This is a genomic window from Brevibacillus laterosporus (assembly GCA_007833815.1).
In the GTDB taxonomy this organism is placed as follows: domain Bacteria; phylum Bacillota; class Bacilli; order Brevibacillales; family Brevibacillaceae; genus Brevibacillus_B; species Brevibacillus_B laterosporus_D.
The window spans coordinates 2421945-2446851 of record CP033464.1 but is presented as its reverse complement, the minus strand read 5'-3'; the positions used below and the strand labels follow the sequence as shown (position 1 = coordinate 2446851).

Sequence of the window (24907 nt, the reverse complement as noted above, 5' to 3'; positions counted from 1 at the left end):
TGTCCACGGGTCCACCTTCCCTTATGCGTCCCTCTCTTTTCCTTTCGGTTATAGCCATTTTTTCTTTTTAAAAACGTAGAGCATCCAAGCTGTCAATAAAATCATCGAACCGAACGCAATGACAAACATGACAGGCTCCGCCTTATCCCCCATCCATTCAAAGGTATTCATTCCAAAAATTCCTGTGATAAAGGTTAGTGGCAGAATAACGGTAGAGATAATCGTCAGGATACGTACCGTCTCGTTACTTTTGCCCGTAATGATCGTGTAATAAGTATCAAGTACACCGTTTACTAAATCTCGAAACGTTTCAGTAGAGTCAACGATTCGTTCCAAGTGGTCGGTTAAGTCCACATAGAAAGGAACATTTTCCTCTGAGATATCAAAGGAGTATCGCCCGTTTACATTGGCAAAAATCCGCTTTTGTGGCAAGATCACTCGGCGAATTAAAATCAGAGTACGTTTTAACGCCAAGAACTCTTCCGTGATTTCTTCTGTCTGATGCTCATAGATTTCGTCTTCCAATTCATCAATACGCACACTTAGGCGGTCCATGATTGGGAAATATTCATCGGTAATCCCGTCAACGATTGCATATAGCAAGTAATCTGGTCCGCGGTTTAAAAATGCATTGCTTCGGTGGCTTAGAGCCGCAATACGCCCAATTGTATTCATCGGCGATTTATGAATAGTAACAATGTAATTAGGTCCAAGAAAAACATTTAACTCTACTGTCGTAATCTCATTGTCGCTCTCCTCATTATAACGTAGCGCATGAAATACGAAAAAATAGTAGTCATCATATTTATCCACTTTTGCACGCGGGCTGACGTGCAAACAATCCTCAATGGCCAATGGATGGAACTCAAAAATTTTCGCAATATAATGTAGTTCCTGATTCCCCACATCATACAGATCAATCCATAATAGATCCTCGGGAGATTTCAACCATTTATCCTTGGTTGTTAAATCTACATCATGGATCATCTTTTGTTCGGAATGATTATAAAAATAGGTTTTAATCATCGGTATCCTCACTCCCGTCTTTTTCCCTTATCCATCATACGAAAATTCGCGACGATGTTCAATCAAGAGATGAATAAGCCTGCCAAGCCTCTCATATAAATGGTAGTAAGAATGAGAATGAAAAAGAGAGGATGGGATCGTGTTATGCGCAGTCATTCCGCCTCGGTGATGACGGGATTATTTCTAACGCTTGGCCTTGTCTTGCTCGGTTCTATTTTAGCTGCTTTACTTCTTTCGTTTACCAATGTGAAGGAAAGCTCACTACCCTACTTTAGCTATGTCATTAACGTTTGTAGTTTGTTGATTGGCGGCTTTGTAACGGGGCGCAAATGCGGCGCACGCGGCTGGTATTACGGAGGATTAACCGGTTTGGGCTATTTCTTCCTCGTCTTACTAATTGGCTTTTTAGGCTTTGATGCACCGCTTAACTTCTCGACTTTATTGTATACGCTCTTTGCCTTTCTTATCGCAGGAATTGGCGGTGTTTTTGGTGTAAATACTTCAAATAGGCGGTAACCACGATCTAGGGATTGTACAGATATTTGTTCTTTCGAAAAGAAAAAGCTGTTAGCAATTAGCTAACAGCTTTTTTGTGTTTATGATTTCGTTTCTTCAGCAGGTGCTGCCAATTCCTCTTTGGAATTCTTCGTTTCCTCTACTTCTTTTGTAGGGCTAACAACAGAAACAGAATTCACTGCACCGCGGTCGAACGTCATGTGTACATTGTGGGAAACTTTCAAAATAAGTGTATCGTCAGTAATGTCTTGGATAGTGCCATGCATTCCTCCAATTGTTACAACGCGATCCCCTTTTTTTATAGCTGCCAACATTGCGTTGCGCTCTTTGTTACGTTTTTGTTGAGGTCGAATCAACAAAAAGTAAAAGATCACAAACATGATGATAATCGGCAACAATCCACCTAATCCTTGCATGGTTCATCCTCCTTAGTTCTTAGAAAGATCTATTTTCACCCAGACCATATTGGGCAAAAAACTGGTCTCTGAAATCTCCCAAACGATCTTCACGAATCGCTTGGCGCACTTGCTCCATCAATTTAATGAGGAAGTGCAGGTTGTGATGCGTGGTTAAACGAATCCCAAAAGTCTCTTCCGCCTTGATCAAATGACGAATGTACGCGCGCGTGTAATTTTTGCACGTATAACAGTCGCAATTAGGGTCAAGCGGAGTAAAGTCACGCGCAAATTTAGCATTGCGAACGACCAGTCGTCCTTGGCTCGTCATGCATGTCCCATTGCGAGCTATACGCGTTGGCAACACACAGTCAAACATATCAATTCCACGAAGTGCGCCTTCAATTAAGGCATCTGGAGAGCCTACCCCCATCAAATAGCGGGGTTTGTTATCCGGTAACAATGGAACAGTGTAATCTAGTACTTCATACATCAGTGGGAATGGTTCTCCTACGCTAAGTCCACCAATGGCGTAACCTGGGAAGTCCATCTGTACAAGATCACGCGCGCTTTGTTCACGCAAATCCTGGAACATACCACCTTGTACAATCCCGAACAACGCTTGATCTTCCTTGCGTTCATGCGCGTTTAGACAACGCTCTGCCCAACGAGTTGTCCGCTCCATCGATTTTTTTACGTAGTCGTATTCAGCTGGATACGGAGCACATTCGTCAAAAGCCATCATGATATCTGCACCTAGTGCGTTTTGAATCTGCATCGCTTCTTCGGGTCCTATAAATAGCTTTTCCCCATTTAAGTGAGAACGAAACGATACTCCCTCTTCTGTAATCTTACGTAAATTGCTTAAACTAAATACCTGAAATCCGCCGCTATCTGTTAAAATAGCTCCGTTCCAGTTCATAAATTTATGCAAGCCACCCGCTTCTTTAACGATCTGGTGACCCGGACGCAAGAATAGATGGTACGTATTACTCAAAATAATGTTAGCGCCCATACCGCTCACTTCTTCAGGGGACATGGTCTTAACTGTAGCTTGAGTCCCAACCGGCATGAATGCTGGTGTTTCAAAAGTACCATGCGGGGTATGAACTTTGCCTAGTCGTGCGCCAGTCTGTTTGCACGTTTTAATTAATTCGTAGCGTACTGCCAAAGTATCTGCACTCCTCAATAACCAGATGTGAACACCATCTGTTTTTTAGCATGTGTTTCCTACGTCTTATCTATTATAAGAGGTCTTCCCATGAATCACAAGAAAACGCATAAAAATTCTTTTATTTAATCAACATCGCATCTCCAAAGCTAAAGAAACGATACTTACGGGCAATCGCTTCCTGATAAGCATGAAGAACATTTTCCCGTCCAGCCAATGCACTAATAAGCATGACCAAGGTTGATTTAGGTAGATGGAAGTTGGTCAAGAGTCCGTCAATAACCGCAAAATCATAACCTGGGTACATAAAGATATCCGTCCAACCAGACTGGGCCACCAGTTTACTATCATGTTCTTGCGCTATGGTCTCTAAGGTTCGGCAAGATGTTGTTCCTACAGCAAAGACTCGTTTCCCCTTTTCCTTTGCATTATTGATCAAATCAGCCGTTTCCTGCGTTAATTGATAATGTTCGGCATGCATCACATGCTCTTCAATCACATCTGCCTCTACCGGGCGGAATGTGCCTAACCCCACGTGCAAAGTAACATAAGCTAGCTTGATTCCTTTTTCCTGAAGCTGTTTCAAGTAATCCTGCGTAAAATGTAAGCCCGCTGTCGGAGCAGCAGCCGATCCTAGCTCTTTGGAGTAGACCGTTTGGTACCGCTCCCGATCATCCAACTGTTCATGAATATATGGTGGTAGGGGCATTGAACCTAGCCGATCTAAAATCTCATAGAAAATTCCCTCATAGGAGAAACGCACGATGCGTCCTCCTGTTGGTGTAATCTCTTCACAGACACAGCGAAGCAAGCCATCACCAAACTCTATCTCAGCTCCCACTTTAAATCGTTTCCCCGGGCGAGCCAATGTTTCCCAGCGATCATCACCAAGCGATTTTAGTAGCAAAATCTCAATTTTAGCTCCTGTCTCGCTTTTTACTCCAATCAAACGGGCGGGCAACACGCGACTGTCATTGACAACCAGCACGTCCCCCGCTTCCAAATACGTAATCAAGTCTGTAAACTGCTGATGAGTCACTTCGCCTGTTTGTTTATCAAGAACAAGCAAGCGAGAGCCTGTACGATCCTCAAGTGGATGCTGGGCAATCAACTCTTCTGGCAGATCAAAATCAAATAAAGTTACATCCACGTTTCTCTAATCCCCTTTTTGGCAATTCATTGTTGTTAGACAATCCTATTAAGACTGGGAAGGCATCGGGCGTTGAAAATGCGTGTAACAAGCTGCAGTGGCAATACGTCCACGCGGTGTGCGCTGAATGAAACCAATTTGTAACAAGAAAGGCTCACACACATCTTCAATCGTTTGCGATTCTTCCCCAATGGTAGCCGCAATGGTATCCAATCCTACTGGACCTCCGGCGAATTTTTCAATAATGGCAAGAAGTAATTTATGATCAATATGATCTAGTCCACAAGCATCCACTTGAAGTCTTACTAAAGCTTCATGTGCAATCTCCTGTGTAATAATGCCTTCCCCCTGTACTTGAGCAAAATCCCGGACACGCTTTAATAAGCGATTGGCAATACGCGGTGTACCTCTGGAACGCTTGGCAATCTCTAGTGCCCCGCCTTCTTGCATGCCGATCTGCAAAATATCTGCCGCGCGAGAGACAATGAAAGCCAACTCTTCAATTGTATAAAATTCTAAACGATTAACGACCCCGAATCGATCACGTAGTGGAGATGATAGTAGTCCGGCGCGCGTTGTTGCTCCTATTAAAGTGAATGGCGGTAAGTCTAGGCGGACATTGCGAGCACTTGGCCCTTTTCCAATGATAATATCGAGTGCGAAATCCTCCATCGCTGGATATAAGACTTCTTCTACGCTACGATTTAGCCTATGAATCTCGTCAATGAACAGCACATCCCCTTCCTGTAAATTGGTAAGGATGGCAGCTAAATCACCCGGACGTTCGATAGCAGGTCCGGAGGTTGTTTTTACGTTTACACCTAGTTCATTAGCTATAATCTGGGATAAAGTCGTCTTGCCTAAACCTGGAGGTCCGTATAAAAGAACATGGTCCAACGCCTCTTTCCGCATTTTTGCAGCTTCGATAAAGACCTTTAAATTCTCCTTTACCTGCTTTTGCCCGATGTATTCGGATAAGAAGCGCGGACGCAAACTAAATTCGTTGGCATCTTCTTCCCACTGCATGTGGGTTGTAATAATCCGATTGTCGTCCATCTTTTATCCCCTCATAAAGAGCGCTAGCCCCTGTTTAATCAACTGTTCTACGCTGGCTCCCGACTTAGCAGATTCCAGCAATTTAGGACGGATCCCTTGTGTTTCGTTATCCGAATACCCCAGAGCCATCAATGCCTGCATTGCTTCTTCTAAAGCGGCCATATCAGAATTACCCTTAACCAACAAGGATTCTGGAGCAGACGTAACCAGCATAGATGGCGTAAAGTCCTTTAACTTATCCTTCAAATCCAAGATCATGCGCTGAGCTGTTTTCTTTCCAATACCAGGGAATTTAGTTAAATAAGTCACATTTTCTTGTTGAACAGCGGATACAATTTGATCTGGTGTAGCGCCTGCTAATATAGCTAATGCTCCCTTGGGCCCAATTCCGCTCACATCAAGTAGTCGGCGATACAAATCTCGCTCATCTCTGGTCGCAAAACCATACAAATGAATAGCGTCCTCGCGTACATGATGATGGGTGTACAAACGAAAAGGTTTTCCTTCATCTTTTACAAAATAATAAGGATTGGGACAAAAAACACGATAACCTAGCCCACCTGCTTGCACCACCACGTACTCCGAATCTATATAAGAGACAATTCCCTCTACAAAATCAATCATTTCTTTGCACCTTCCGATATCTCATAATACGTGCGGCTTTGGGCATGGGTAATCGCTACGCCTAATGCATCCGCTACGTCATCCGGTTTTGGTACTTCCTTTAATTTTAACAACATCCGTACCATTTCTTGAATTTGTTTTTTTTCTGCACCACCGTAGCCTGTCACTGCTTGTTTGATTTGCATCGGTGTGTATTCAAAAACAGGAATTCCTTTTTGTTCAGCAGCTAAAATAATGACACCACGCGCCTGCCCTACTGTAAAAGCAGTGGTGACATTTCGATTAAAAAATAATTTTTCTATGCCCATTTCGTCAGGCTGATACGTATCCAAAAGTTCAATGGTAGCATCATATACTTGGCGCAATCGTAAAGGCACAGGTGTATGAGCTTCTGTTTGTATGCTACCATACTGCACAGGCTTTAATGAACTTCCTTCTTTATCTATAAACCCAAACCCGACAATAGCAATCCCCGGGTCTATTCCAAGTATCCGCATTACGTTCTCTCCGCTTCTTCCTGTCTTCCTCTAACTGTAACACAAACCAGTCAGATTGCGAACATGCATTTCCGTTGAAAGTTCGATAAAACCAACTAGGAAACTGCCAAAACTCTAGCTCACTGTCGATTCATGAGACCAACAAAGAAAAAGCCTGCTGAGATCGTTCTCAACAGACTTTCCTGCCACCTTCAAAAAGTGGGACGGCCAATTAGTGTTTGTTCATACCAAGTTCATCTGCTACGTCATGTTGCATGTGGGCATAATCGTCCACTTCGTTCCGCATCTGGCTCTCAATATTGTTTATTCTTCGGTAGTTCAATTTGTTATGACCTTGGTTAAGCTGAACATACAAGCGTTGGTGGAACTGGTCTTTGTAGCTTCCTCCAGGCATTGAAGACATACAAGAACTCCCCCTTCACATGGCCGTCCTCTACAGTATGCGATGTTGATGACTATGGTATGTATCCCGATTTTACCTGTTCAATTTCATCTGCAAAGGATATCAAATTTGTATGAAATGGATAAGTTGATGCATCCTATGGCTATAAAGGTTTTAATCCGTTATTTTCAAAGGGAGATATATATGAAAAGAAAATTCTATACTCTGCTCGTCTGTTGTTTACTCTTCTCCCCATCCACCGTTTTAGGAAAAATTCATTCGAACATTCAAAAGGGAACGGATAAAATCTCTCCCTTTACTCCTGGTTCCTTGCCACATGGGGGCATGAGCATCATTGTAAAATCCTCTTTAGATGCTAATTTCCAATCTAAGATAACAATAACAGGTCCAGAAAAATGGGGACAACTAATTGAAGCTAGGCCACGTATTACAAGTTCTGAACCAGAATTTATTCGAGCCACAATCTATACAGAAAAAAATCGTTATTTTTATAGTGATGACCAACGCCTCTTTGAACAAAATACGAATCAAGAAGTGCTATTAACTACCTCATTACGTGAATGCCTTGGGAAATGGGTATTATTGGTAGAACGGAAGCATTACGGTTCGCCAGCCCCGTGGAAAGAGGTGCAACAAAACTTTAAGCGCATGTCATATGGAACTGTTACAGATATTGAAACAGGTGAACAATTCCGTGTACAACGACGGGCTGGCAGTGATCATGCTGATGTCCAACCATTAACCAAACAAGATACCTCTATCATGAAGAAAATATATCAGGGAAAATGGAGCTGGAAAAGGCGTGCCATTTTACTAACTATCAACGGACATCATTATGCAGCTTCTATGCATGGGATGCCTCATGGTGGTGATGGGATTGCTGGAAATCAATTTGATGGACATTTTTGCATTCATTTCCTAGGAAGTTCTACCCATAAACGTCACGAACCAGATGCTGGCCATCAATTTATGATTAGAAAAGCAGCTGGTACCCTCTTTTCAGCTCTACGTGAAGCTTCTCCCCTTCAAGTTATTGATTATTATCTGACATGCTTGCGAGAAGAAGAGCTGCTTGCTACCTGCTTAGTTGCTGGTTCACCAAGTTCTCTAGCCGCTGTAAATGGTCCGATGTATGTTCGTGAACCGTTGCACCCGCTTTTAGATAAAATGACTGCGGATGAGCAAACCAGCGATATGTTTTCAGTGACCATTCCTGTACAGCTTTCTTATATAAAAAAGGGAAAAACCCATCAAGGGATCTGTTATTTTACATTAGTCAGAGGCTCTCAATGGGAACGTTGGAGAATTACAGAAATGGAGATAGCTGGAGAGTAACAGTTATTTTTTAAAAAAGGGATGTTCCTAAGCAATCTTGCTTTATGGAATATCCCTTTTTCATCTACAAAAAAGGCAACTCTGGATTTCCTTACGCAGAAACTGTGTCTGATGTAGTCTGGGAAGCATTTTGCACTTTCTTGTCATTTCTAGACAAACAAATATTTAATACAATCGCAGTCAAGGAGCCTGTAACGATGCCGTTTTGCATAATCATCTTCGCCATACCTGGAAGTTGATCAAACATTTGTGGTACTACTGCGGAACCTAAACCTACTGCTATGCTACAAGCTGCAATCAAGAGATTTTCATTTTTGGATAAATCAACGCTGGACAAGATGTTAATACCTGACGCCACTACCATACCAAACATAGCAATCATGGCTCCGCCTAGTACAGCATCAGGAATAATAGTCGTAAGTGCAGCCAATTTTGGTAACATTCCCAATGCAACTAGAATAACACCGGCACCCATAATGGCTTCCCTACCTTTAATACCCGTCAGTGAAAGCAAACCCACGTTTTGCGAGAAAGCCGTATACGGGAAAGCGTTAAAAACGCCACCCATCGTAATTGCTAGACCTTCTGCCCGCAAACCTTTTACCACTGTTTTTGACTCAATTTTGGTGTCTGTTACTTTACCTACCGCAAAATATACACCTGTAGATTCCACCATGCTGATCATATTTACAATAATCATGGTGAGAATCGCCATGATATCAAAGCGAGGTGTGCCGAAATAGAAAGGTTGTACAATACTAATCCAGGAAGCTGTCCACACCTGAGAGAAGTCAACCATACCCAAGAAAAAGGCGATCATTGTACCAGTAACAAGTCCAACCAGAACGGCAACAGATCGAATAAATCCAGTAAAAAAACGATTAAATAACAAAATTAAAAGCAAGGTTAAAAGAGCTAGGAGTAAATTAGTAGGTGATCCAAAAGATGCATTACCTTCCCCACCAGCCGCATTCTTCATCGCAACAGGAATTAAGGATAAACCAATGATAGTAACAACTGAACCCGTGACCACCGTCGGAAAAAAGCGTAGCAATTTACCAAACAAAGGCGCAAACAAAAACACAAAGATACCAGATACAATAATAGCTCCATACGCCGTTGTTAAACTGTTGCCAGCTGAAAGTGACACCGCAATAATGGGGCCTACCGCTGTAAAGGTACATCCCAGCATAACAGGAAGTCCCGATCCGATATACCTCCCTCCATACACTTGAAGCAAAGTTGCAAGTCCGCTAGTGAAGAGGTCCGCCGCGATCAGATATGCCATTTGTTGTGGTGTTAATCCTAATTCTTTACCGATAATGAGCGGAACGATAACTGCTCCAGCGTACATCGCTAGAACCTGTTGAAAGCCCAAGGTAAAAATCTTTTGCTTGCTTAACATTGTGCTCTACCTCTCCCTTTTTGCCTTACGATTTGCTTATTGCGATTTCCTCGATGAATTCAATGCCTTCTGGAGACATCGATTTGATACGAGCTAACGAATGAATCGCAATTCCTCTGTCTTCAAGCAAACCTCGACCTTCTTGGAAGCTTTTTTCTATAACAGCTCCTACACCCACCAACTCGGCGCCAGCCTCTTTTACAATGTCGCATAATCCTACTAATGCAGCGCCTGTGGCCAAGAAATCATCTACGATCAACACTCGCTCTCCCGGCTGTAAATAGGTTTTTGCCACGCTAATTAGGTATGTCTCTTTACGTGTGAAAGAATGCACAGATGCCGTATACACATCATCCGATTGCGTAATTGCTTTTTTCTTTTTGGCATAAACAAAAGGAACTTGTAAAGCAACCCCCGTTGCCATTGCAAATTGAATTCCACTTGCCTCGATTGTTAATACCTTCGTAATCTGTTCATTAGCAAATCGCTTTGCAAATTCTTCACCAATCTGCATCGCCAATTTGGGATCCACTTGATGATTTAAAAAAGCATCTACCTTTAATACCGTATCGGACAATACGTTTCCATCCTGACAAATTCTTTCTTGTAATACCTTCATGAGTAGCCAAAAGCCCCTTTCTACATTTCAACAAAGTAATTTCAAAAACAAAAAAACCCAAAAGGACAAGGCACTTGAATAAAAACGTTCAAGTGAAACCTGTCCTTCTGGGTTTTTATCCCTCAGGTGTAGCTTTGTTATGCGTACAAAGCTTGCATCGCTCGGACCAGCCTTTTGTCAAAAATCTTTAGAGACAAAAACGGAACCCTAGATGCACTTTCACTCGTAGTCAGATGAGATTATCGGTCATCTGGTAGAAACTTATGGGCCATATCCCCACGAATTATACGAGTCATCTGAAATTGAATAGGTACACTGTAACATACCCACTATTTTTCGACAAGCAGCAAACGCATCTAGCTATCAAACACATTTTCCTATTATTAATAGGAAGCGATTTCATAGAACTGAACAGTTTAACTGCTCATTATCCTCTCATAAAATTTAAACAAGTTCGTTTCAATCAAAAAACAGCCAACTGTCTCCATACATCTATTCGGAAGAAGCTGGTTGTTTTTTAGATGATATATTAGCCGATCTTTTGTTTAATGAGATTCAATCTGTCGTTGGAATTCGCTAAAAGTAGATAAAATACTGTTATATTCAGCTAGGTCACGCACACGTATACCTTTATATAAGTGCCCAATCTCTTCTTTAGAAAGGCTCGCCTTCATACTATCCGTGTTAATTTGGTAGAAGGTTTGAATCACTTTCTGGTAGTCTGGCAAGCCGTCAAAAAAGGTTAAGAAGCCGTCTGGCGACAAACCAAAGTAGCCATTCTCTTTACAAATAGGAGCAAGATCATTCTCTTCTTTATGTAGCACAATATGATCAGGTTGAACCGAAACCAATTCCCAACCGGCATAAGGTTTCAAAATTTGATCTAACGTGTTTTCTCTTACTTCTTTTTTCTCCTCACCTGTCACTCCGCATACATATGTACGTGTTAAGACAACCTGTCTTGGCATCGAGAATACAGGAACGCTTTCTTCCCCTTTAAACTGGGATGACATACTATTTCTACCTTCTTGATTGGTAAGCTTCATTTCAAGGCGAGAAGCCCAAAACCCAAGTACCAAACCTACTGATAACATAAGAAACAACATTAGCCATTTCCATTTCAGTCTTGCTGGGCGTAACAATTTGAACATAGCAGAAAAACCCCTTTAGATGGCGTTTTCTCCTATACTCTCCATCTCTAAAGAGTTTTATACAATAGTCGGATACGAAACAAATACGGATATTAATCTTAAAAAAAATATTATTATTCGTTATTTTTGTTAATGAAAGCGTTTTTTCTGTGTATCGCTTCTTATTTTACCTATGAAATCTTCATAAATTTTGTGTTATTACGTCCAATTTATCTGTTGAAAAATAAAAACTTGTGATATGATCGAACTTGTCCAATTCTCAACATTTTATAATTTTTTAAGGGGGCCTTTTACTTGAAGAAAACACATCTAAACAGTGTGCTAGCTACCTCTATGGTACTTAGCATGTTTGCTCTTCCCACAGCTCATGTAGGTGCAGCAGAAGAAAGTATTATTAAATTACGTTTGATGGAAACAACAGATATCCACACAAACGTAGTGAACTATGACTACTATAAAGATGCTCCAACTGACCAATTTGGTCTAGCTAAAACAGCTACCTTGATCAAAAAAGCACGTGGAGAAGTTACAAACAGTGTTTTGTTTGACAATGGTGACTTGATTCAAGGAAATCCACTTGGCGATTTCATTCATGAAAAAGGGTTGAAAGATGGAGAGGTTCATCCAATATACAAAGCGATGAATCTACTTGACTATGATGTAGGTAACATCGGTAACCACGAATTCAACTTTGGCCTTGATTATCTTCAAGCTTCACTTAAAGGCGCAAAATTTCCTTATGTAAATGCTAACGTCTATATCGACGACAAAGATAACAATCCAGACAACGACAAAAATTACTTCACTCCTTACCATATCTTAGAAAAGAAAGTAAAAGATGAGAACGGAAAAGAAGTTACTATTAAAATCGGCGCAATCGGATTTGCTCCTCCACAAGTAACTGCTTGGGACAAAGGTCATCTAGAAGGTAAAGTAATTGCTAAAGACATCATTGAAACTGCTAACAAATTCGTTCCTCAAATGAAAAAAGAGGGCGCAGACATCATTGTTGCTATCCCTCACTCTGGGTTTGAAAAAGCTCCAGCAAAAGGAAATGACGAAAATGCAGTTTACTACCTAAGTAACGTAGAAGGCATTGACGCTATCTTGTTTGGTCATGCTCACAAGCTGTTCCCAAGTAAAGATTTTGATGGTATTGAAGGCGTTGACACAGCAAAAGGTACCATCAATGGCGTCCCTTCTGTTATGCCAGGATTCTGGGGCGATCACTTAGGTGTTATCGACCTAACTCTTAAACAAGCAGATGGAAAATGGCAAGTAGTTGATTCCACAACAGAAGCTCGTCCAATTTACGATGTAGATACTAAAGAAGCACTTGTAGAAGCTGACAAAGATATTCTCAGTGCTGTGAAAGAAGATCATGAAAACACATTGGACTATGTTCGTGGACCAGTTGGTCAAACGAAAGCTTCCATCAACAGCTTCTTTGCATTAGTTAATGACGATCCATCTGTCCAAATCGTTTCAAATGCACAAATATGGTGGGCAGAAAAAGCAACACAAGGAACTGAATTCGAAGGAACCCCAATCTTGTCTGCTGCTGCTCCATTTAAAGCAGGTGGACGTAACGGTGCTGAATACTACACAGATATCGAAGCTGGTACTATTGCTGTAAAAAATGTTTCTGACCTGTACATCTATCCAAATACAATCAAAGCTGTAATGATCGATGGAAATCAAGTTAAAGAATGGTTGGAGCGTTCTGCTGGACAATTTAACCAAATTGATCCAAGCAAAAAAGAAGAGCAAGCATTGGTTAATGATGCTTTCCCAACTTATAACTTTGACACGCTGGATGGTGTAGAATATCAATTCGATCTGACTCAACCATCTCGTTACGACATCAAAGGTACTTTGGTAAATGAAAAAGCAAACCGTGTAGTTAACCTACAATACAAAGGTAAGCCAATTGATCCTAAACAAAAATTTATTGTGGTAACAAACAACTATCGTGCTTTCGGTGGTGGTAATTTCCCTGGTATCGACGGTTCTAACGTAATCATCGATGCTCCAGACGAAAACCGCGAAGTGTTAATTAACTACATCAAATCTCAAAAATCCATCAACCCAACAGCTGATGGAAACTGGGGGTTTGCACCAATCAAAGGTGACGTAAAAGTAACGCTAACTTCTTCTCCAAAAGCAAAAGAATTTGCTGAAAAGCTTGGATACATCAAATACTTGGGTGAAGGCGAAAATGGTTTTGCTAAATATAGCATTGACCTTTCCACTACAACTCAAAAAGTAGCGGATTCTACAGAAGCTACTAAAGAAGAAGTGAAAAAGGAAGAGCCTAAAAAAGAAGAAACAACTAAAGAAGAAGTAGAAAAAGAAGAGCCTAAAAAAGAAGAAACAACTAAAGAAGAAGCGAAAAAAGAAGAGCCTAAGAAAGAAGAAACAACTAAAGAAGAAGTGAAAAAGGAAGAGCCTAAGAAAGAAGAAACAACTAAAGAAGAAGCGAAAAAAGAAGAGCCTAAGAAAGAAGAAACAACTAAAGAAGAAGAAGTGAAAAAAGAAGAGCCTAAGAAGGATCCAAATACACTGGTTGCTGTTCGCACAACTGCTGAGGGTTTAGGCATTCAAGTAGCCTACGATAATAAAACAAGAACTGTTACCTTGACTAAAGGCGATTCCAAGCTTGTTTATGTACTCGGTGCTTCTGAAGTAGTTGCTAATGGTAAAACAGTAGAAGTTGATTCTGACATAGTGAAAAACCGTCTGTTCCTACCAGTAGGTCTTTTGGAAGAAACTTTCGGTGTAACAATTAAGTAAATCGATCGATCTATGAAGAGAAGGGGAATTTTCCCTTTCTCTTTTTTCTGTAGGGTAAGGCAAGTAGAAAAATAGTAGAAAAAAGAAAAAGGAGAGGAATCTCCTCTCCTCCCTACTCTATACGAATAATTTTCTCAAATATCGACTCCATCGTCTCTGTCGCCACTCGGAATGGACCGAACTGCTTCTGTTCTTCCGTAATCTGCCATATCGCCTCATGTACATAACCAGGATAATCCGTAATAACCCCATCAACCCCCATTTTTAAGAAGGTGTAAATGGAATCATAACTATTCGCTGTCCATACATAAACTGCTTTATTCAATGCTTTAGCTTCCTTCAACACAGACTTGTTCACCATGTATTCCTCCATTACGAAAAAATCACCTGGTAAGTCCTTTAAGCCTGTTCGGTTAGCAAAGAGTACAAATCCTACCTGTAAACTCGGATTTGTTTTCTTTACATTATAAACCACTGTATCGTGTAAGGACTGGATAATACATTCTTGTTCAAAATTATTTTCTTTTAAGATGCGTAGCAAGCTAGTGATGACATCCTTTTCTTGTTCATGTCCATGTAGTTTTACTTCAATGTTTAATTTTATTTTATTCTTAGCAAATTTGATGACTTCATCTAATGTACTAATTTTTCCACTAAATCTTCCTTGTTGCAGTGTAACCTCTCTTAGTTCAGCTAGCGTCATCTCGTACACGTTTCTATCGATTCCAGCAAGGCGTGACAAATTAGTATCATGTATAACAACAAGCTGTTTATCTTTTGTCTGTAAAATATCAATCTCAGCATAGTCTGCATGCTCGTCTATAGCCCCTTGTATAGCTTCCAGTGTATTTTCTACACCTTTTTCTGTAGAGCCCCGATGTCCCATAGTTAATGGTTTATGCTCAAAAGCAGGAAACACATATAGAAAGTTGACGACCGCTATAATCACCACACTAACAATAGCCATGTAACTGATAAGTAATTTGTACTTATGTCTTTTTACAAACGAAGGATTCTCATCAGCACATACATGAGGGTCATTCATTACACGAATCTCTTGCTCCCCCGCTTTGCTAATATAAAACCAAGTCATAATGGATAACATCAGTGGTGTCAAAAAAATGGCAAAAATATAGATTAGATGCGTATACACAATGGCCCCTAAGGCAGCCACATAACTATTGCTTGTTGATGTAGAAAGGCGATACAAGAGTGCAGAAACCCCATCTACGGACAAGAATAATAAGAAAAGCCCTACAATCGTAGAAAGGGCTACAATAATAATACGCCCTACATTTCTTTTTACAATTTCTCCACTCTTTTTAGCCGCTTGCCAAAAGCTTTTTTCCTCCAGCACAATAATTGGCAAAGCAAACATACAGCGAATGTTAATGCAGAATACCAATAAAAGAACACCAACATACAGAAAAATACCATATTCCATTTTAAATAATTCTCCTGTAATAAAATTAGGGATAGCTACTGTAGGAAGCAAAGTGCTACTAACCCCTAATTTCATTAAAGGACGCAATAATAGTAGATAGAGGGCAAAAACGGGCAATGAAAAAGTAAAAAGTGCCTGCAAAGGAGACAACGCTTTGCGTAAGACAAAACGTAAATGCACTCTTTGTCTCTTACCAGCATAGTAGATCAGCAAAATTAAAACTGCAAATTCGTAAAATATAATCAGAACAGAAAATGTCATCAACAACACAATAGCTAGTATCCCGTACTTCGTAAGAAAAAAATACAAAAGATTCTCATTTGCCGCATAGGTATATCCACTCTGATGAATCAAGTTTTTCAAAACTACTGATAAGAATGGAAGCACGACCACAATGGTTAAAAAACGGTACATAATTTCGAATAACAAGATATTCCAAAAAGAATATTTCAAGGTTTTCCAAGCGTATTTAAATAAATTCATCCCGTTTTCTCCTTACAACTCACCATCTTTATCTTTTATGTCCTATTTGTCTGATCGTTTAGTTATGAAATCATCCTATAATTATAGGATAAGAATTATTTGTAAGTAAAGTTTTGATAGAAATGATAACTGCTTCAAATAATGAAAACGCAATGATTTCCATCACCTGGAGTCAATCAGTACTGTTTCAATTGTACAAAAAAGGGCGACCTGTGTCGCCCTTTCATCCATATTGACCTCCTTTAAAAAACCTTCTGCGCTCATGTTTTAATTTTCGCTCCATTTGCAATAGATGCGTGACACTTTTTATCCGGTAGCCAGGTATTTTGTTGTATATTCCTGTAATCTCACGTAACGGATTATCTGGATAGCGGAGTAGGTGATAAATGATTTGAATTTCATCGTCGGATAAATGTTTAACCTTGTGGTAAGACTCGATTGCCTGATGATAGACCTTTCTGTCATATTCATGCAAAAATAGCATACGACTTGCCATCTGAACAAGGTCCACGATCTGCATATCAGGAGCAACCGTATCCAGATCAATTAAGTAACAGCTACCCGATTCCTTAATTAAAAAGTTGTGACTAGCTACATCTCTATGAGCCAGGGTACCATAATAATGAGCCTGCTCCATGTGTTGACTAATTGGCATTTGATAAGCTGCCTGCAATACTTCTTGACCTTCTCGCTTAATCTCTTTTGCCATGCTCTCAACCATAAGTTCAAAACGATTCTGTGGACCACGCAAAGTAATTCGCTTGGAGATTCGCTGAAATTGCTCCAGTCTCCTCTTCCACTTCTCCAAAAGGGGTGGTTTCCCAATTTCTATCTCAGAAACAAAGGGGGCAGTGGGGAAACCCTCTGCAGCTCGGTGGAATCTCGCTAATGCAGCGGCTGATTTTTTGAGATCTCCTACGTTCGCATAAGTGGCATCTCTACCGTCTATTTCTTTCATTACGGTGTAAAACTGTTCTCCAATCGGCTGCACTTTTTGACCATAGGAGTTCGCTACGTATTTCACGGTATGATAAAAACCTTGTTCTTGTAGTACGTCTGCTAAATGCGTAACCCATAGGGCTTTCTCTTCTTCCGCATACCCTTTGACAATCCATGCCCCTCGATCGGTGCGAACAGAAAAAACGCTCCGTTGCGGTTTAATCCCATATATTTTGCAGCGAAACGCTTTTTCTAACGCTTTCATAAAGTTAACGTCCATCTCTACCATCTCTACTGTTTACCTTCAGCAGATCGTCGATGAGGATTCTTCATGACCTTTATCCCATTTAGGCCACATTTCTGGACGGGGTAAATTGAGATTGATAGGCATGTGATGGGGATGCTGTCCATACGTATGTGAGGAAGAGAGATCCGGGCATGGCTTCTTATGCGGGTGTGGCTTCTTATGCGGGTGTGGCTCCATATACGGGTGTGGCTTCTTATGCGGGTGTGGCTTCATATGTGGGTGTGGCTCCATATACGGGTGTGGCTTCTTATGCGGGTGTGGCTCCATATACGGGTGTGGCTTCTTATGCGGGTGTGGCTCCATATGCGGGTGTGGCTTCTTATGCGGGTGTGGCTCCATATGCGGGTGTGGCTTCATATACGGGTGTGGCTTCTTATGCGGGTGTGGCTTCATATGCGGATGTGGCTTCTTATGCGGGTGTGGCTTCTTATGCGGATGTGGCTTCTTATGCGGGTGTGGCTCCATATGCGGATGTGGCTTCATATACGGGTGTGGCTTCATATACGGGTGTGGCTCCATATGCGGGTGTGGCTCCATATGCGGATATGGCTTCATATACGGGTGTGGCTCCATATGCGGATGTGGCTTCATATACGGGTGTGGCTTCATATGCGGGTGTGGCTTCATATGCGGGTGTGGCTCCATATGCGGATATGGCTTCATATGCGGATATGGTTGCATTTGAGAATATGGCTGTGGCACTGGACAAATAGGTGGATAAGGATAAGCAGGCTTATGTTCTGGAGCACAATCATACTCTTCCCATTGATAACCATGGGAAGTGCTACTTTCATGACAAGTGTAGCTATCTGCCTCCTTTGGTCGATAATGTGAGTGAGCGTTATAATCCGTGCAACTGGTGCTAGAAGGACTCGTGGTTGTTGCCTGATTTGAGCTATTCGAGCTGGAAGTAGTTGAAGAATAGTCCGGATAACCTGGATGGCCACAAGGTGGGCAAGGAGCTACAGCTGGTGGATACATTGGAGCGTATGGTGGCGGACAAAATGGTACTTGGTACATAGGCGGCGATGGCTGAATGGGCATTGGTCTTGGTACTGGTTGTGGCACTGGTACAGGGCGTTGTGGCTGTGGTTGCGGCATTGGCATCGGTCTTGGCATTTCTTTTTTTGGTGGTAACGGCATAGGGTGTGGTAAGGGAGCTGGTTTTGGTACTGGAACCGGTTTTGGTTTTGGTACTGGGATTGGGATTGGCACTGGAATTGGTACTGGAATAGGCTTTGGTCGAAGTTTTGGCATCTCTTTTAAAGGTGGAATCGGCAATGGTGCGATCGGTAATGGCCTGCGTCTTTCCTTAGGCGGCACTGGCATCTCTGGTGGTACAGGACATTCCTGTTGTGGTGCAGGACATTCTTGTTGTGGTGCAGGTGTCACCGGAGATTGCTCGGGTGACATTCTTTCTTCCGGTTCTGGCATCTCTGGTGATTCATAAGCAGGAGGTATAGGTCTTTCCTTGCTTGGCACTTCGGGTGGTACAGGCCTCTCTTTCATCGGTCTTTCTTTTGGGGGCCTCTGCTCCATTCCCGGTCTCCTTGATGTACCAGTTGGAACTTTCACTTTCATGCCAGGCATGATTTTATCCGGATTTTTTATTGTTGGTTTGTTGAGTTCCAACAGCTCTTGGAAGTCGACACCATATTTCTTAGCGATTTTCCACATGGTGTCCCCTTTTTGTACGATATGGATTTTCACAACTGCCTCTCCTCTCATACTTGAGTCCCTACCATGTTATGCACCTATAGGCGTTTTGCTCCTGTTCTATTTATTACATAAAAAAACAGAGCCACAATAATATGCTGGCTCTGCTTCTCTTTCGGTTTTTCAACCCTTTACCCTTATTCGTATACTTTTACACCGTCTTCTTGTACATAGCGGCGGAATTCTTCCAATAGTTGTTTCGTGACAGGACCCGGCTTTCCGTCCCGAATGACCCGAGCATCTACCTCAGATACAGAGATAACCTCTGCAGCTGTTCCTGTCAGGAAAACTTCATCAGCAATATACACATCGTGACGAGTAAATGGTTCTTCTTTAATTACATATTCTAGCTTTCTAGCGATATCCATAATAGCTTGACGCGTAATACCATCCAATGCGCCTAGATATGTAGGAGGGGTGTAAATGACACCTTTTTTTACAAGGAAAATATTATCGCCGGAACCTTCTGTTACATAGCCCTCACTATTGAGCATTAATGCTTCACTAACACCAGCCATACTAGCTTCCATACGAACCATAACGTTGTTCAAATAGTTCAATGATTTAATCTTTGGATTTAATGCGTCTGGTTTGTTTCGACGTGTTGGAACTGTCACAATTTTTAAGCCTGTCTCATATAATTCTTGTGGAAAGAGTCGAAGTTGTTCCACAATAATTACAACATTTGCCTGCTTACAGCTACGAGGATCAAGACCCAAATCCCCATCTCCACGCGAGATTACTAGACGTATATAAGCATCACGCAGTTCATTTTTTCTAACGGTTTCGACTACTGCATCCATCATTTCTTCAATCTTCATGGGAATAACAAGCATGATGGATAATGCTGATTCATATAGACGTTCGATATGCTCTTGGAGGCGAAAGATATTACCATTGTAAACACGAATGCCTTCAAAGATTCCATCGCCATACAAGAAGCCATGATCATAGACAGAAATTTTTGCATTTTCTTTTTCTACAAATTCACCGTTTAAGTAGATCAACTGCTGCGCCATGCTACCTTCACCCTTTTTCTAACGTTTTTGAATAGTATAAATCTACAGGATGTATAGCGTCAATTCTTTTCACCTATACCCCTATAGGCGAACACTGGATAGCTACCAAGTACCCGAACCTGGCATCCTAATGCTTCTATTTCCGCAAAAGCCCCTGGCATTAAAATCTCATCCATGCTTTGCACAATATCCAATACAAAATGATAGCTACCTAAGCCTTTTTTCGTAGGACGTGATTCAATACGTGACAGATTCAATTTACGCCAGGCGAATGCTGCCAATACCTGATATAATGCACCTGAATAATCCTCGGGCAAGGTGACCAAAATGGTTGTTTTGTGCTTATCAGATAGTGGCAATTCTAACTGACTTTGTCCCACCAGCACAAATCTCGTAAAATTGTTTGCGTAATCCTGAATGCTCTCTTGAGCGAAGGAAAGTGGGTATATCTCTGTATTTAATCTCGTTCCAATAGCTGCCCATGGCTGATCAGGTTGTTCACTTACCAACTTAGCTGCCATAGCCGTACTATTGGTATATTCAATCTCTACATGTGGCAAGTATTTTTGTAAGAATAAACGGCACTGAGCAATGGCATGCGAATGAGATAAGACCTTTGTAATCTGTTGTAAAGGTAGAGGTTCCTGCCTAGTTGCCATTAACAGATGCTGTGTGATCGGCAAAGCTAATTCTGCTAAAATAGGCAGTTCCTCACCATGTATCAGGCCATCCATTGTCAAATTGACCGTTCCCTCAATAGAATTCTCAATGGGTACTACACCAAAATCGGTCTGTTCAGTGTAAACTGCTTCAAGCACATCCAGGATGCTTGCATATGGTCGAGTTGAAAGCTCCTCCTGAATCGGCAAATGACGTACTGCCTCCTCTGTAAATGTGCCAGATGGTCCTAAAAAAGCTAGTGTTCTCCCCATTATACTCCATGCTCCCATCTGATGTTTTTCTATGCATTATGCTGTACAAACAGGGCTTGTGTCAATGATTACCCCATTATCATCAGGAAGGAGCACCATGGTGGAATAACTTAGTTGATGCTTCTGCATGACTTGTTCAATAAAATGTAGAAGTCTCTGCTCTGCTTCATCATTTTCAAAAAAGCAGAGTATAGTCGGACCTGCTCCTGACAAAGCCGCTCCTAGGGCACCATGATTCGGGGCTTTTTCCACAATCTCGGACAAACCTGGCACTAGTGCTGTACGATAAGGTTGATGCAAGCGATCCTGCATAGCAGTAGCCAATAAATCCAAACGATCTTGGGCAAACGCAGCAATCAATAAGCTTGCCCGCGAAATATTAAAAACAGCATCTTCACGGGAGTATTGATCAGGTAGCGCTTCCCTTGCTTGATGGGTTGGTAATTCAAAATCTGGAATAATTACTAGCGTTTTCAAGCGCTCAGGTACCGAAAATTTAGCATAAGGAACTTGCACCTCTTCCCGATCAGGTAAAGCCGCAACGATTAGGCCACCGAATTGTGAAGCCCCTACATTATCCGGATGCCCCTCCCAGCGACTTGCTATCGTAAATAACTGTTCATCCGTAAACGGTCCACCTGCCAGAACATTTGCTGCTATCAATGCACCAACAATTGCTGCTGCGCTACTACCGAGCCCTCGAGTCAAGGGCACTTCCGTCTCTACCTCAATTGCTAATTCAGGAATAGGAAGCGAGACCTTCTCAAATAAGAAGGCCGCTACTTCGTAAAGTAGATTCGTTTTATCTTGAGGTAAGCTAGCTAGTTCTGTTCCCACAAGTCGAATCGTGGTCTGGTCAGCGATGCTCATGGTTATGGTTGTGTAAAGTTGGAAGGCAAGACCGATTGTATCAAAACCAGCGCCCAGATTGGCTGTGCTAGCGGGTACTCGCACTCTAACTCTCTGTATAGACATGTTGTTCGACACCTACTTTACTTTTTAATCAGCCCCATGACATCTTCTCTTGTCGCAGGTACTTTCACTGGTTCATTGGCAATTGTCTTAATCGCGATGCTAGGATCTTTTAAGCCATGGCCGGTTAATACGCAAACAATACGTGCTCCTTTTGCCAACTGTCCCATCCGATGTAATTTAATGATACCAGCAAAGGAAGCTGCCGAGGCTGGCTCACAGAAGATTCCCTCTTTTTTTGCTAATAACTGATACGCTTCTAAAATCTCCTCATCTGTTACACTCTCAATGCGCCCATCTGATTCCTTCAATGCCTGTAAAGCTCCCTCTTTACTAGCCGGATTGCCGATGCGAATTGCTGTCGCAATCGTTTCTGGTTGTTCTACAGGGTGTCCTAGGACGAGCGGTGCTGATCCTGCTGCTTGAAAGCCATACATGTTCGGTAAGGTAGTAATGTTTCCTGCGGCTTTATATTCTTTAAAGCCTTTCCAATATGCCGTGATATTACCTGCATTTCCAACTGGAATAGCTAGAATATCAGGAGCACCCTCTAAACGATCACAAATTTCAAACGAAGCAGTTTTTTGTCCCTCAATTCGGTAAGGATTTACTGAATTAACCAACGTAATAGGTTCTTCTGCTGTAATTTGTTGTACAATTCGCAACGCTTCGTCAAAATTGCCGTCAATCGAAATGACTTCCGCTCCATAGGCAATCGCTTGAGCCAATTTCCCAAGTGCAATGTTGCCATCAGGAATCAATACGATACAACGCAATCCTGCACGAGCCGCATAAGCAGCTGCGGCAGCGGATGTATTGCCTGTCGAGGCGCACATAATGGTATTGCTTCCTTCTTCTACCGCTTTGGCAACCGCCATCACCATGCCCCGATCTTTAAAAGAACCGGTTGGATTTAAGCCTTCATATTTAAAGTAGAGCTCAACGCCCCATTCTTCAGACAAGCGGGCTGCATGAACCAGCGGAGTGTTACCCTCATGTAATGTCAAAAATGGTGTCTTTTCTGATACAGGCAAAAATTCTTTATAATGTGTGATGATTCCTAGTCTATGCTTACTCATGATGTACAGCACCTGCTTCCTTATCGATACCTTCCACTTGATAGTAGCTCTTGATTTCGCTGATTACATCCATTCCTTCAAGTGTTTGGAGTACAGATGTAACATCGAATTTGGAGGCAGTGTGTGTCACCATTACAATTTCGGATTGACCGCTATCTTGGTATGGCTGTTGAATGACCTGATCTAAACTGACATTTTTCTCGGCTAGTAGGTTGGTAATTTGAGCAAGGACTCCACGTTTATCTGCAACGATCAAACGCATAAAGTATTTCGATAATTTTTTATCATCAGTCTTTAATTTTTTCTCTTTATAAGGTGCCACTGCTCCACGTCCATTAACACCTAATTTCATATTTTTCACAACGGTAACCAGATCCGAAACAACCGCTGTAGCTGTTGGCATCTCACCAGCTCCTGGACCATAGAACATCGTCTCTCCGACTGCTTCTCCATGTACATACACCGCATTAAACACGCCATTCACAGAAGCTAACGGGTGAGACTTATGAACCATCGTAGGTTGTACGCTAACTTCAATTTCATCATTGTCACGACGTGCAATGCCAAGTAGCTTTACTTCAAATCCTAGTTTTTTCCCATAGGCAATATCCTCTTTACTCACTTGGCTGATACCTCTTACCTGCACATCTTCCAAATTCATCGGGACACGGAAGCCCAGTGTGGAGAGAATTGCCATTTTTCGTGCCGCATCAAATCCCTCTACATCAGCAGTAGGATCAGATTCTGCATATCCAAGGGCTTGAGCTTCAGCCAGCACTTCATGATACTCCGCACCTTCTTTGCTCATTTTGGTCATGATGTAGTTAGTTGTACCGTTGACAATTCCCATCATTTTGGTGATTCTATCAGAGGAAAAGCCTTCAACCAAGGCCCGCAAAATAGGAATTCCTCCGGCTACGCTCGCTTCATAGAAAACATCGCAACTCTTTTCTTGCGCTTTATGCAGTAGCTCTGCACCATGTAGCGCCATAAGATCCTTATTGGCTGTTACCACATTCTTGCCTTGTGCTAGAGCCTTCAATAGGTAATCTTTTGTAGGCTGTATGCCACCGATCACCTCAACAATGACATCGATATCTGGGTCTTCTAAAAGGTCATCCGGGTTGACGGTAATTTTCGATTGATCGATCGCTACACTACGTGCTTTTTCTTTGTCTTGCACCAGAATTTTATGGATTTCAATACCTAGACCCGTTTGGTTTAACAAATCCTCCTGATGAGCTTCCACAATCCGAATCACACCCGTTCCCACTGTTCCAAGTCCCATCAAGCCTACTTTTACCTGCTTTTTCTCCATGTTTACGCCTCCTTAGTTGTCCTCACCTTTATCCTCTGCCAACAATCATTGCCTTGCGCACACCATGTAATTTTTCTAGTAAATCTAAAAACTCGGTTGTGGGCATATGCAACTGAGCCATATCTACTGACATCGCAACATTGGCAATTCCTTGTAATGGAATGGTCTGATTAATGGTCAATACGTTTCCGCCCTTTTCTGCTACAAATTGTAATACTTTCGATAAAATGCCTGAACGATGTTCCAGATTAAGGCTAACGGTCATAATTTTTTCACTCATCATGGCATTGAAAGGGAAAATCGCATCTTTGTATTTATAAAAAGCGCTGCGACTAAGCCCAACCCGTTCGACCGCTTCATTTACCGTATCAATTTCGCCTGATTCCAACAGTTTTTTTACTTCAATCGTCTTCGCAATCGATTCTGGGAGGATGTCCGCTCGAATTAAGTAGAATTTTTCGTCTCGTCTGCTCATTTGTCCTCCTGAAAAATACAAGTGTTTTCTTATAAAGGACATTATACGCTGACTACGATACTCTGACAACCCCAAAAAGCGG

At 41.8% G+C, this 24907-nt stretch carries 23 protein-coding genes and 1 riboswitch; of the genes, 3 read left to right on the top strand and 20 right to left on the bottom strand.

Annotated elements, in window-relative coordinates:
* Positions 1 to 48: 48 nt before the first annotated feature.
* Positions 49 to 1026, bottom strand: coding sequence for a magnesium and cobalt transport protein CorA (corA, locus tag EEL30_12890; protein ID QDX93122.1), 978 nt, complete (start codon positions 1024 to 1026; stop codon positions 49 to 51).
* A gap of 144 nt (positions 1027 to 1170) precedes the next feature.
* Between corA and EEL30_12885 the strand changes: the two genes are divergently transcribed.
* Positions 1171 to 1542: a TIGR04086 family membrane protein gene (locus EEL30_12885; protein ID QDX93121.1), complete on the top strand. Its 372-nt coding sequence runs from the start codon at positions 1171 to 1173 to the stop codon at positions 1540 to 1542.
* Positions 1543 to 1622: 80 nt separating this feature from the next.
* Here EEL30_12885 and yajC read toward each other — a convergent pair whose 3' ends face one another.
* The 7 genes from yajC to EEL30_12850 all read right to left on the bottom strand — a co-directional run bounded on the left by yajC (position 1623) and on the right by EEL30_12850 (position 6838).
* The gene (gene yajC, locus EEL30_12880) at positions 1623 to 1958 is read right to left on the bottom strand and encodes a preprotein translocase subunit YajC (GenBank protein ID QDX93120.1); all 336 of its coding nucleotides are present in this window, start codon (positions 1956 to 1958) and stop codon (positions 1623 to 1625) included.
* Between the two features lie 19 nt (positions 1959 to 1977).
* A complete protein-coding gene (locus tag EEL30_12875; protein QDX93119.1) occupies positions 1978 to 3108 on the bottom strand; it encodes a tRNA guanosine(34) transglycosylase Tgt in 1131 nt (376 codons plus the stop codon).
* Between the two features lie 121 nt (positions 3109 to 3229).
* A complete protein-coding gene (queA, locus tag EEL30_12870; protein QDX93118.1) occupies positions 3230 to 4258 on the bottom strand; it encodes a tRNA preQ1(34) S-adenosylmethionine ribosyltransferase-isomerase QueA in 1029 nt (342 codons plus the stop codon).
* A 48-nt stretch (positions 4259 to 4306) separates the two neighbouring features.
* Positions 4307 to 5314, bottom strand: a complete 1008-nt coding sequence (gene ruvB, locus EEL30_12865; protein ID QDX93117.1) for a Holliday junction branch migration DNA helicase RuvB — start codon at positions 5312 to 5314, stop codon at positions 4307 to 4309.
* Positions 5315 to 5317: 3 nt separating this feature from the next.
* Positions 5318 to 5938 carry a Holliday junction branch migration protein RuvA gene (gene ruvA, locus EEL30_12860; protein QDX93116.1) on the bottom strand — a complete coding sequence of 207 codons (621 nt, stop codon included), beginning with the start codon at positions 5936 to 5938 and terminating at the stop codon, positions 5318 to 5320.
* The gene (ruvC, locus tag EEL30_12855; GenBank protein ID QDX93115.1) at positions 5935 to 6435 is read right to left on the bottom strand and encodes a crossover junction endodeoxyribonuclease RuvC; all 501 of its coding nucleotides are present in this window, start codon (positions 6433 to 6435) and stop codon (positions 5935 to 5937) included. The genes ruvA and ruvC overlap by 4 nt, the downstream gene beginning before the upstream one ends.
* 211 nt (positions 6436 to 6646) lie before the next feature.
* Complete coding sequence (locus EEL30_12850) at positions 6647 to 6838, bottom strand: hypothetical protein (protein QDX93114.1); 192 nt, start codon at positions 6836 to 6838, stop codon at positions 6647 to 6649.
* 183 nt (positions 6839 to 7021) lie between these two features.
* On the opposite strand from EEL30_12850, the gene EEL30_12845 reads away from it, so the two are divergent.
* Entirely contained in the window at positions 7022 to 8173 is a 1152-nt protein-coding gene (locus EEL30_12845) for a hypothetical protein (GenBank protein QDX93113.1), read from the top strand.
* A gap of 91 nt (positions 8174 to 8264) precedes the next feature.
* Here EEL30_12845 and EEL30_12840 read toward each other — a convergent pair whose 3' ends face one another.
* The 3 genes from EEL30_12840 to EEL30_12830 all read right to left on the bottom strand — a co-directional run bounded on the left by EEL30_12840 (position 8265) and on the right by EEL30_12830 (position 11348).
* A complete protein-coding gene (locus EEL30_12840) occupies positions 8265 to 9578 on the bottom strand; it encodes a purine permease (protein ID QDX93112.1) in 1314 nt (437 codons plus the stop codon).
* A 25-nt stretch (positions 9579 to 9603) separates the two neighbouring features.
* Complete coding sequence (locus EEL30_12835; protein QDX93111.1) at positions 9604 to 10197, bottom strand: xanthine phosphoribosyltransferase; 594 nt, start codon at positions 10195 to 10197, stop codon at positions 9604 to 9606.
* Between the two features lie 206 nt (positions 10198 to 10403).
* A riboswitch (purine riboswitch) is annotated at positions 10404 to 10508 on the bottom strand.
* A 234-nt stretch (positions 10509 to 10742) separates the two neighbouring features.
* The gene (locus EEL30_12830; protein ID QDX93110.1) at positions 10743 to 11348 is read right to left on the bottom strand and encodes a BofC protein; all 606 of its coding nucleotides are present in this window, start codon (positions 11346 to 11348) and stop codon (positions 10743 to 10745) included.
* A 294-nt stretch (positions 11349 to 11642) separates the two neighbouring features.
* Between EEL30_12830 and EEL30_12825 the strand changes: the two genes are divergently transcribed.
* Positions 11643 to 14141, top strand: coding sequence for a bifunctional 2',3'-cyclic-nucleotide 2'-phosphodiesterase/3'-nucleotidase (locus tag EEL30_12825; protein QDX93109.1), 2499 nt, complete (start codon positions 11643 to 11645; stop codon positions 14139 to 14141).
* A gap of 112 nt (positions 14142 to 14253) precedes the next feature.
* On the opposite strand, the gene EEL30_12820 is transcribed toward EEL30_12825, so the two are convergent.
* The 9 genes from EEL30_12820 to EEL30_12780 all read right to left on the bottom strand — a co-directional run bounded on the left by EEL30_12820 (position 14254) and on the right by EEL30_12780 (position 24825).
* Complete coding sequence (locus tag EEL30_12820) at positions 14254 to 16068, bottom strand: glycerophosphodiester phosphodiesterase (GenBank protein QDX93108.1); 1815 nt, start codon at positions 16066 to 16068, stop codon at positions 14254 to 14256.
* Between the two features lie 223 nt (positions 16069 to 16291).
* On the bottom strand, positions 16292 to 17287 hold the full coding sequence (locus EEL30_12815; GenBank protein QDX95758.1) for a serine kinase: 996 nt from the start codon (positions 17285 to 17287) through the stop codon (positions 16292 to 16294).
* Between the two features lie 24 nt (positions 17288 to 17311).
* Positions 17312 to 19042, bottom strand: coding sequence for a SafA/ExsA family spore coat assembly protein (gene safA / locus EEL30_12810; GenBank protein QDX93107.1), 1731 nt, complete (start codon positions 19040 to 19042; stop codon positions 17312 to 17314).
* A 125-nt stretch (positions 19043 to 19167) separates the two neighbouring features.
* The gene (gene ilvE / locus EEL30_12805) at positions 19168 to 20049 is read right to left on the bottom strand and encodes a branched-chain-amino-acid transaminase (protein QDX93106.1); all 882 of its coding nucleotides are present in this window, start codon (positions 20047 to 20049) and stop codon (positions 19168 to 19170) included.
* 59 nt (positions 20050 to 20108) lie between these two features.
* Positions 20109 to 20981 carry a prephenate dehydratase gene (gene pheA, locus EEL30_12800; GenBank protein QDX93105.1) on the bottom strand — a complete coding sequence of 291 codons (873 nt, stop codon included), beginning with the start codon at positions 20979 to 20981 and terminating at the stop codon, positions 20109 to 20111.
* A gap of 36 nt (positions 20982 to 21017) precedes the next feature.
* Positions 21018 to 21956 carry a homoserine kinase gene (locus tag EEL30_12795; protein ID QDX93104.1) on the bottom strand — a complete coding sequence of 313 codons (939 nt, stop codon included), beginning with the start codon at positions 21954 to 21956 and terminating at the stop codon, positions 21018 to 21020.
* A gap of 17 nt (positions 21957 to 21973) precedes the next feature.
* Positions 21974 to 23032: a threonine synthase gene (locus tag EEL30_12790; protein QDX93103.1), complete on the bottom strand. Its 1059-nt coding sequence runs from the start codon at positions 23030 to 23032 to the stop codon at positions 21974 to 21976.
* Positions 23025 to 24350 (bottom strand): homoserine dehydrogenase, encoded by a 1326-nt coding sequence (locus EEL30_12785; GenBank protein ID QDX93102.1) that lies wholly within the window; start codon positions 24348 to 24350, stop codon positions 23025 to 23027. The genes EEL30_12790 and EEL30_12785 overlap by 8 nt, the downstream gene beginning before the upstream one ends.
* A gap of 28 nt (positions 24351 to 24378) precedes the next feature.
* Positions 24379 to 24825, bottom strand: a complete 447-nt coding sequence (locus EEL30_12780) for an ACT domain-containing protein (protein ID QDX93101.1) — start codon at positions 24823 to 24825, stop codon at positions 24379 to 24381.
* Positions 24826 to 24907: the final 82 nt, after the last annotated feature.

Excerpts from the sequence above, each read along its gene's own strand:
- corA (QDX93122.1), bottom strand. The coding sequence starts at position 1,026 with ATGATTAAAACCTATTTTTATAATCATTCCGAACAAAAGATGATCCAT.
- EEL30_12850 (QDX93114.1), bottom strand. The coding sequence starts at position 6,838 with ATGTCTTCAATGCCTGGAGGAAGCTACAAAGACCAGTTCCACCAACGC.
- pheA (QDX93105.1), bottom strand. The coding sequence starts at position 20,981 with ATGGGGAGAACACTAGCTTTTTTAGGACCATCTGGCACATTTACAGAG.
- EEL30_12820 (QDX93108.1), bottom strand. The coding sequence starts at position 16,068 with ATGAATTTATTTAAATACGCTTGGAAAACCTTGAAATATTCTTTTTGG.
- EEL30_12885 (QDX93121.1), top strand. The coding sequence starts at position 1,171 with ATGCGCAGTCATTCCGCCTCGGTGATGACGGGATTATTTCTAACGCTT.
- EEL30_12815 (QDX95758.1), bottom strand. The coding sequence starts at position 17,287 with ATGGACGTTAACTTTATGAAAGCGTTAGAAAAAGCGTTTCGCTGCAAA.
- ilvE (QDX93106.1), bottom strand. The coding sequence starts at position 20,049 with ATGGCGCAGCAGTTGATCTACTTAAACGGTGAATTTGTAGAAAAAGAA.
- EEL30_12830 (QDX93110.1), bottom strand. The coding sequence starts at position 11,348 with ATGTTCAAATTGTTACGCCCAGCAAGACTGAAATGGAAATGGCTAATG.
- EEL30_12790 (QDX93103.1), bottom strand. The coding sequence starts at position 23,032 with ATGAGTAAGCATAGACTAGGAATCATCACACATTATAAAGAATTTTTG.
- EEL30_12840 (QDX93112.1), bottom strand. The coding sequence starts at position 9,578 with ATGTTAAGCAAGCAAAAGATTTTTACCTTGGGCTTTCAACAGGTTCTA.
- EEL30_12795 (QDX93104.1), bottom strand. The coding sequence starts at position 21,956 with ATGTCTATACAGAGAGTTAGAGTGCGAGTACCCGCTAGCACAGCCAAT.
- EEL30_12780 (QDX93101.1), bottom strand. The coding sequence starts at position 24,825 with ATGAGCAGACGAGACGAAAAATTCTACTTAATTCGAGCGGACATCCTC.
- EEL30_12835 (QDX93111.1), bottom strand. The coding sequence starts at position 10,197 with ATGAAGGTATTACAAGAAAGAATTTGTCAGGATGGAAACGTATTGTCC.
- safA (QDX93107.1), bottom strand. The coding sequence starts at position 19,042 with ATGAGAGGAGAGGCAGTTGTGAAAATCCATATCGTACAAAAAGGGGAC.
- ruvB (QDX93117.1), bottom strand. The coding sequence starts at position 5,314 with ATGGACGACAATCGGATTATTACAACCCACATGCAGTGGGAAGAAGAT.
- ruvA (QDX93116.1), bottom strand. The coding sequence starts at position 5,938 with ATGATTGATTTTGTAGAGGGAATTGTCTCTTATATAGATTCGGAGTAC.
- EEL30_12845 (QDX93113.1), top strand. The coding sequence starts at position 7,022 with ATGAAAAGAAAATTCTATACTCTGCTCGTCTGTTGTTTACTCTTCTCC.
- yajC (QDX93120.1), bottom strand. The coding sequence starts at position 1,958 with ATGCAAGGATTAGGTGGATTGTTGCCGATTATCATCATGTTTGTGATC.
- ruvC (QDX93115.1), bottom strand. The coding sequence starts at position 6,435 with ATGCGGATACTTGGAATAGACCCGGGGATTGCTATTGTCGGGTTTGGG.
- EEL30_12785 (QDX93102.1), bottom strand. The coding sequence starts at position 24,350 with ATGGAGAAAAAGCAGGTAAAAGTAGGCTTGATGGGACTTGGAACAGTG.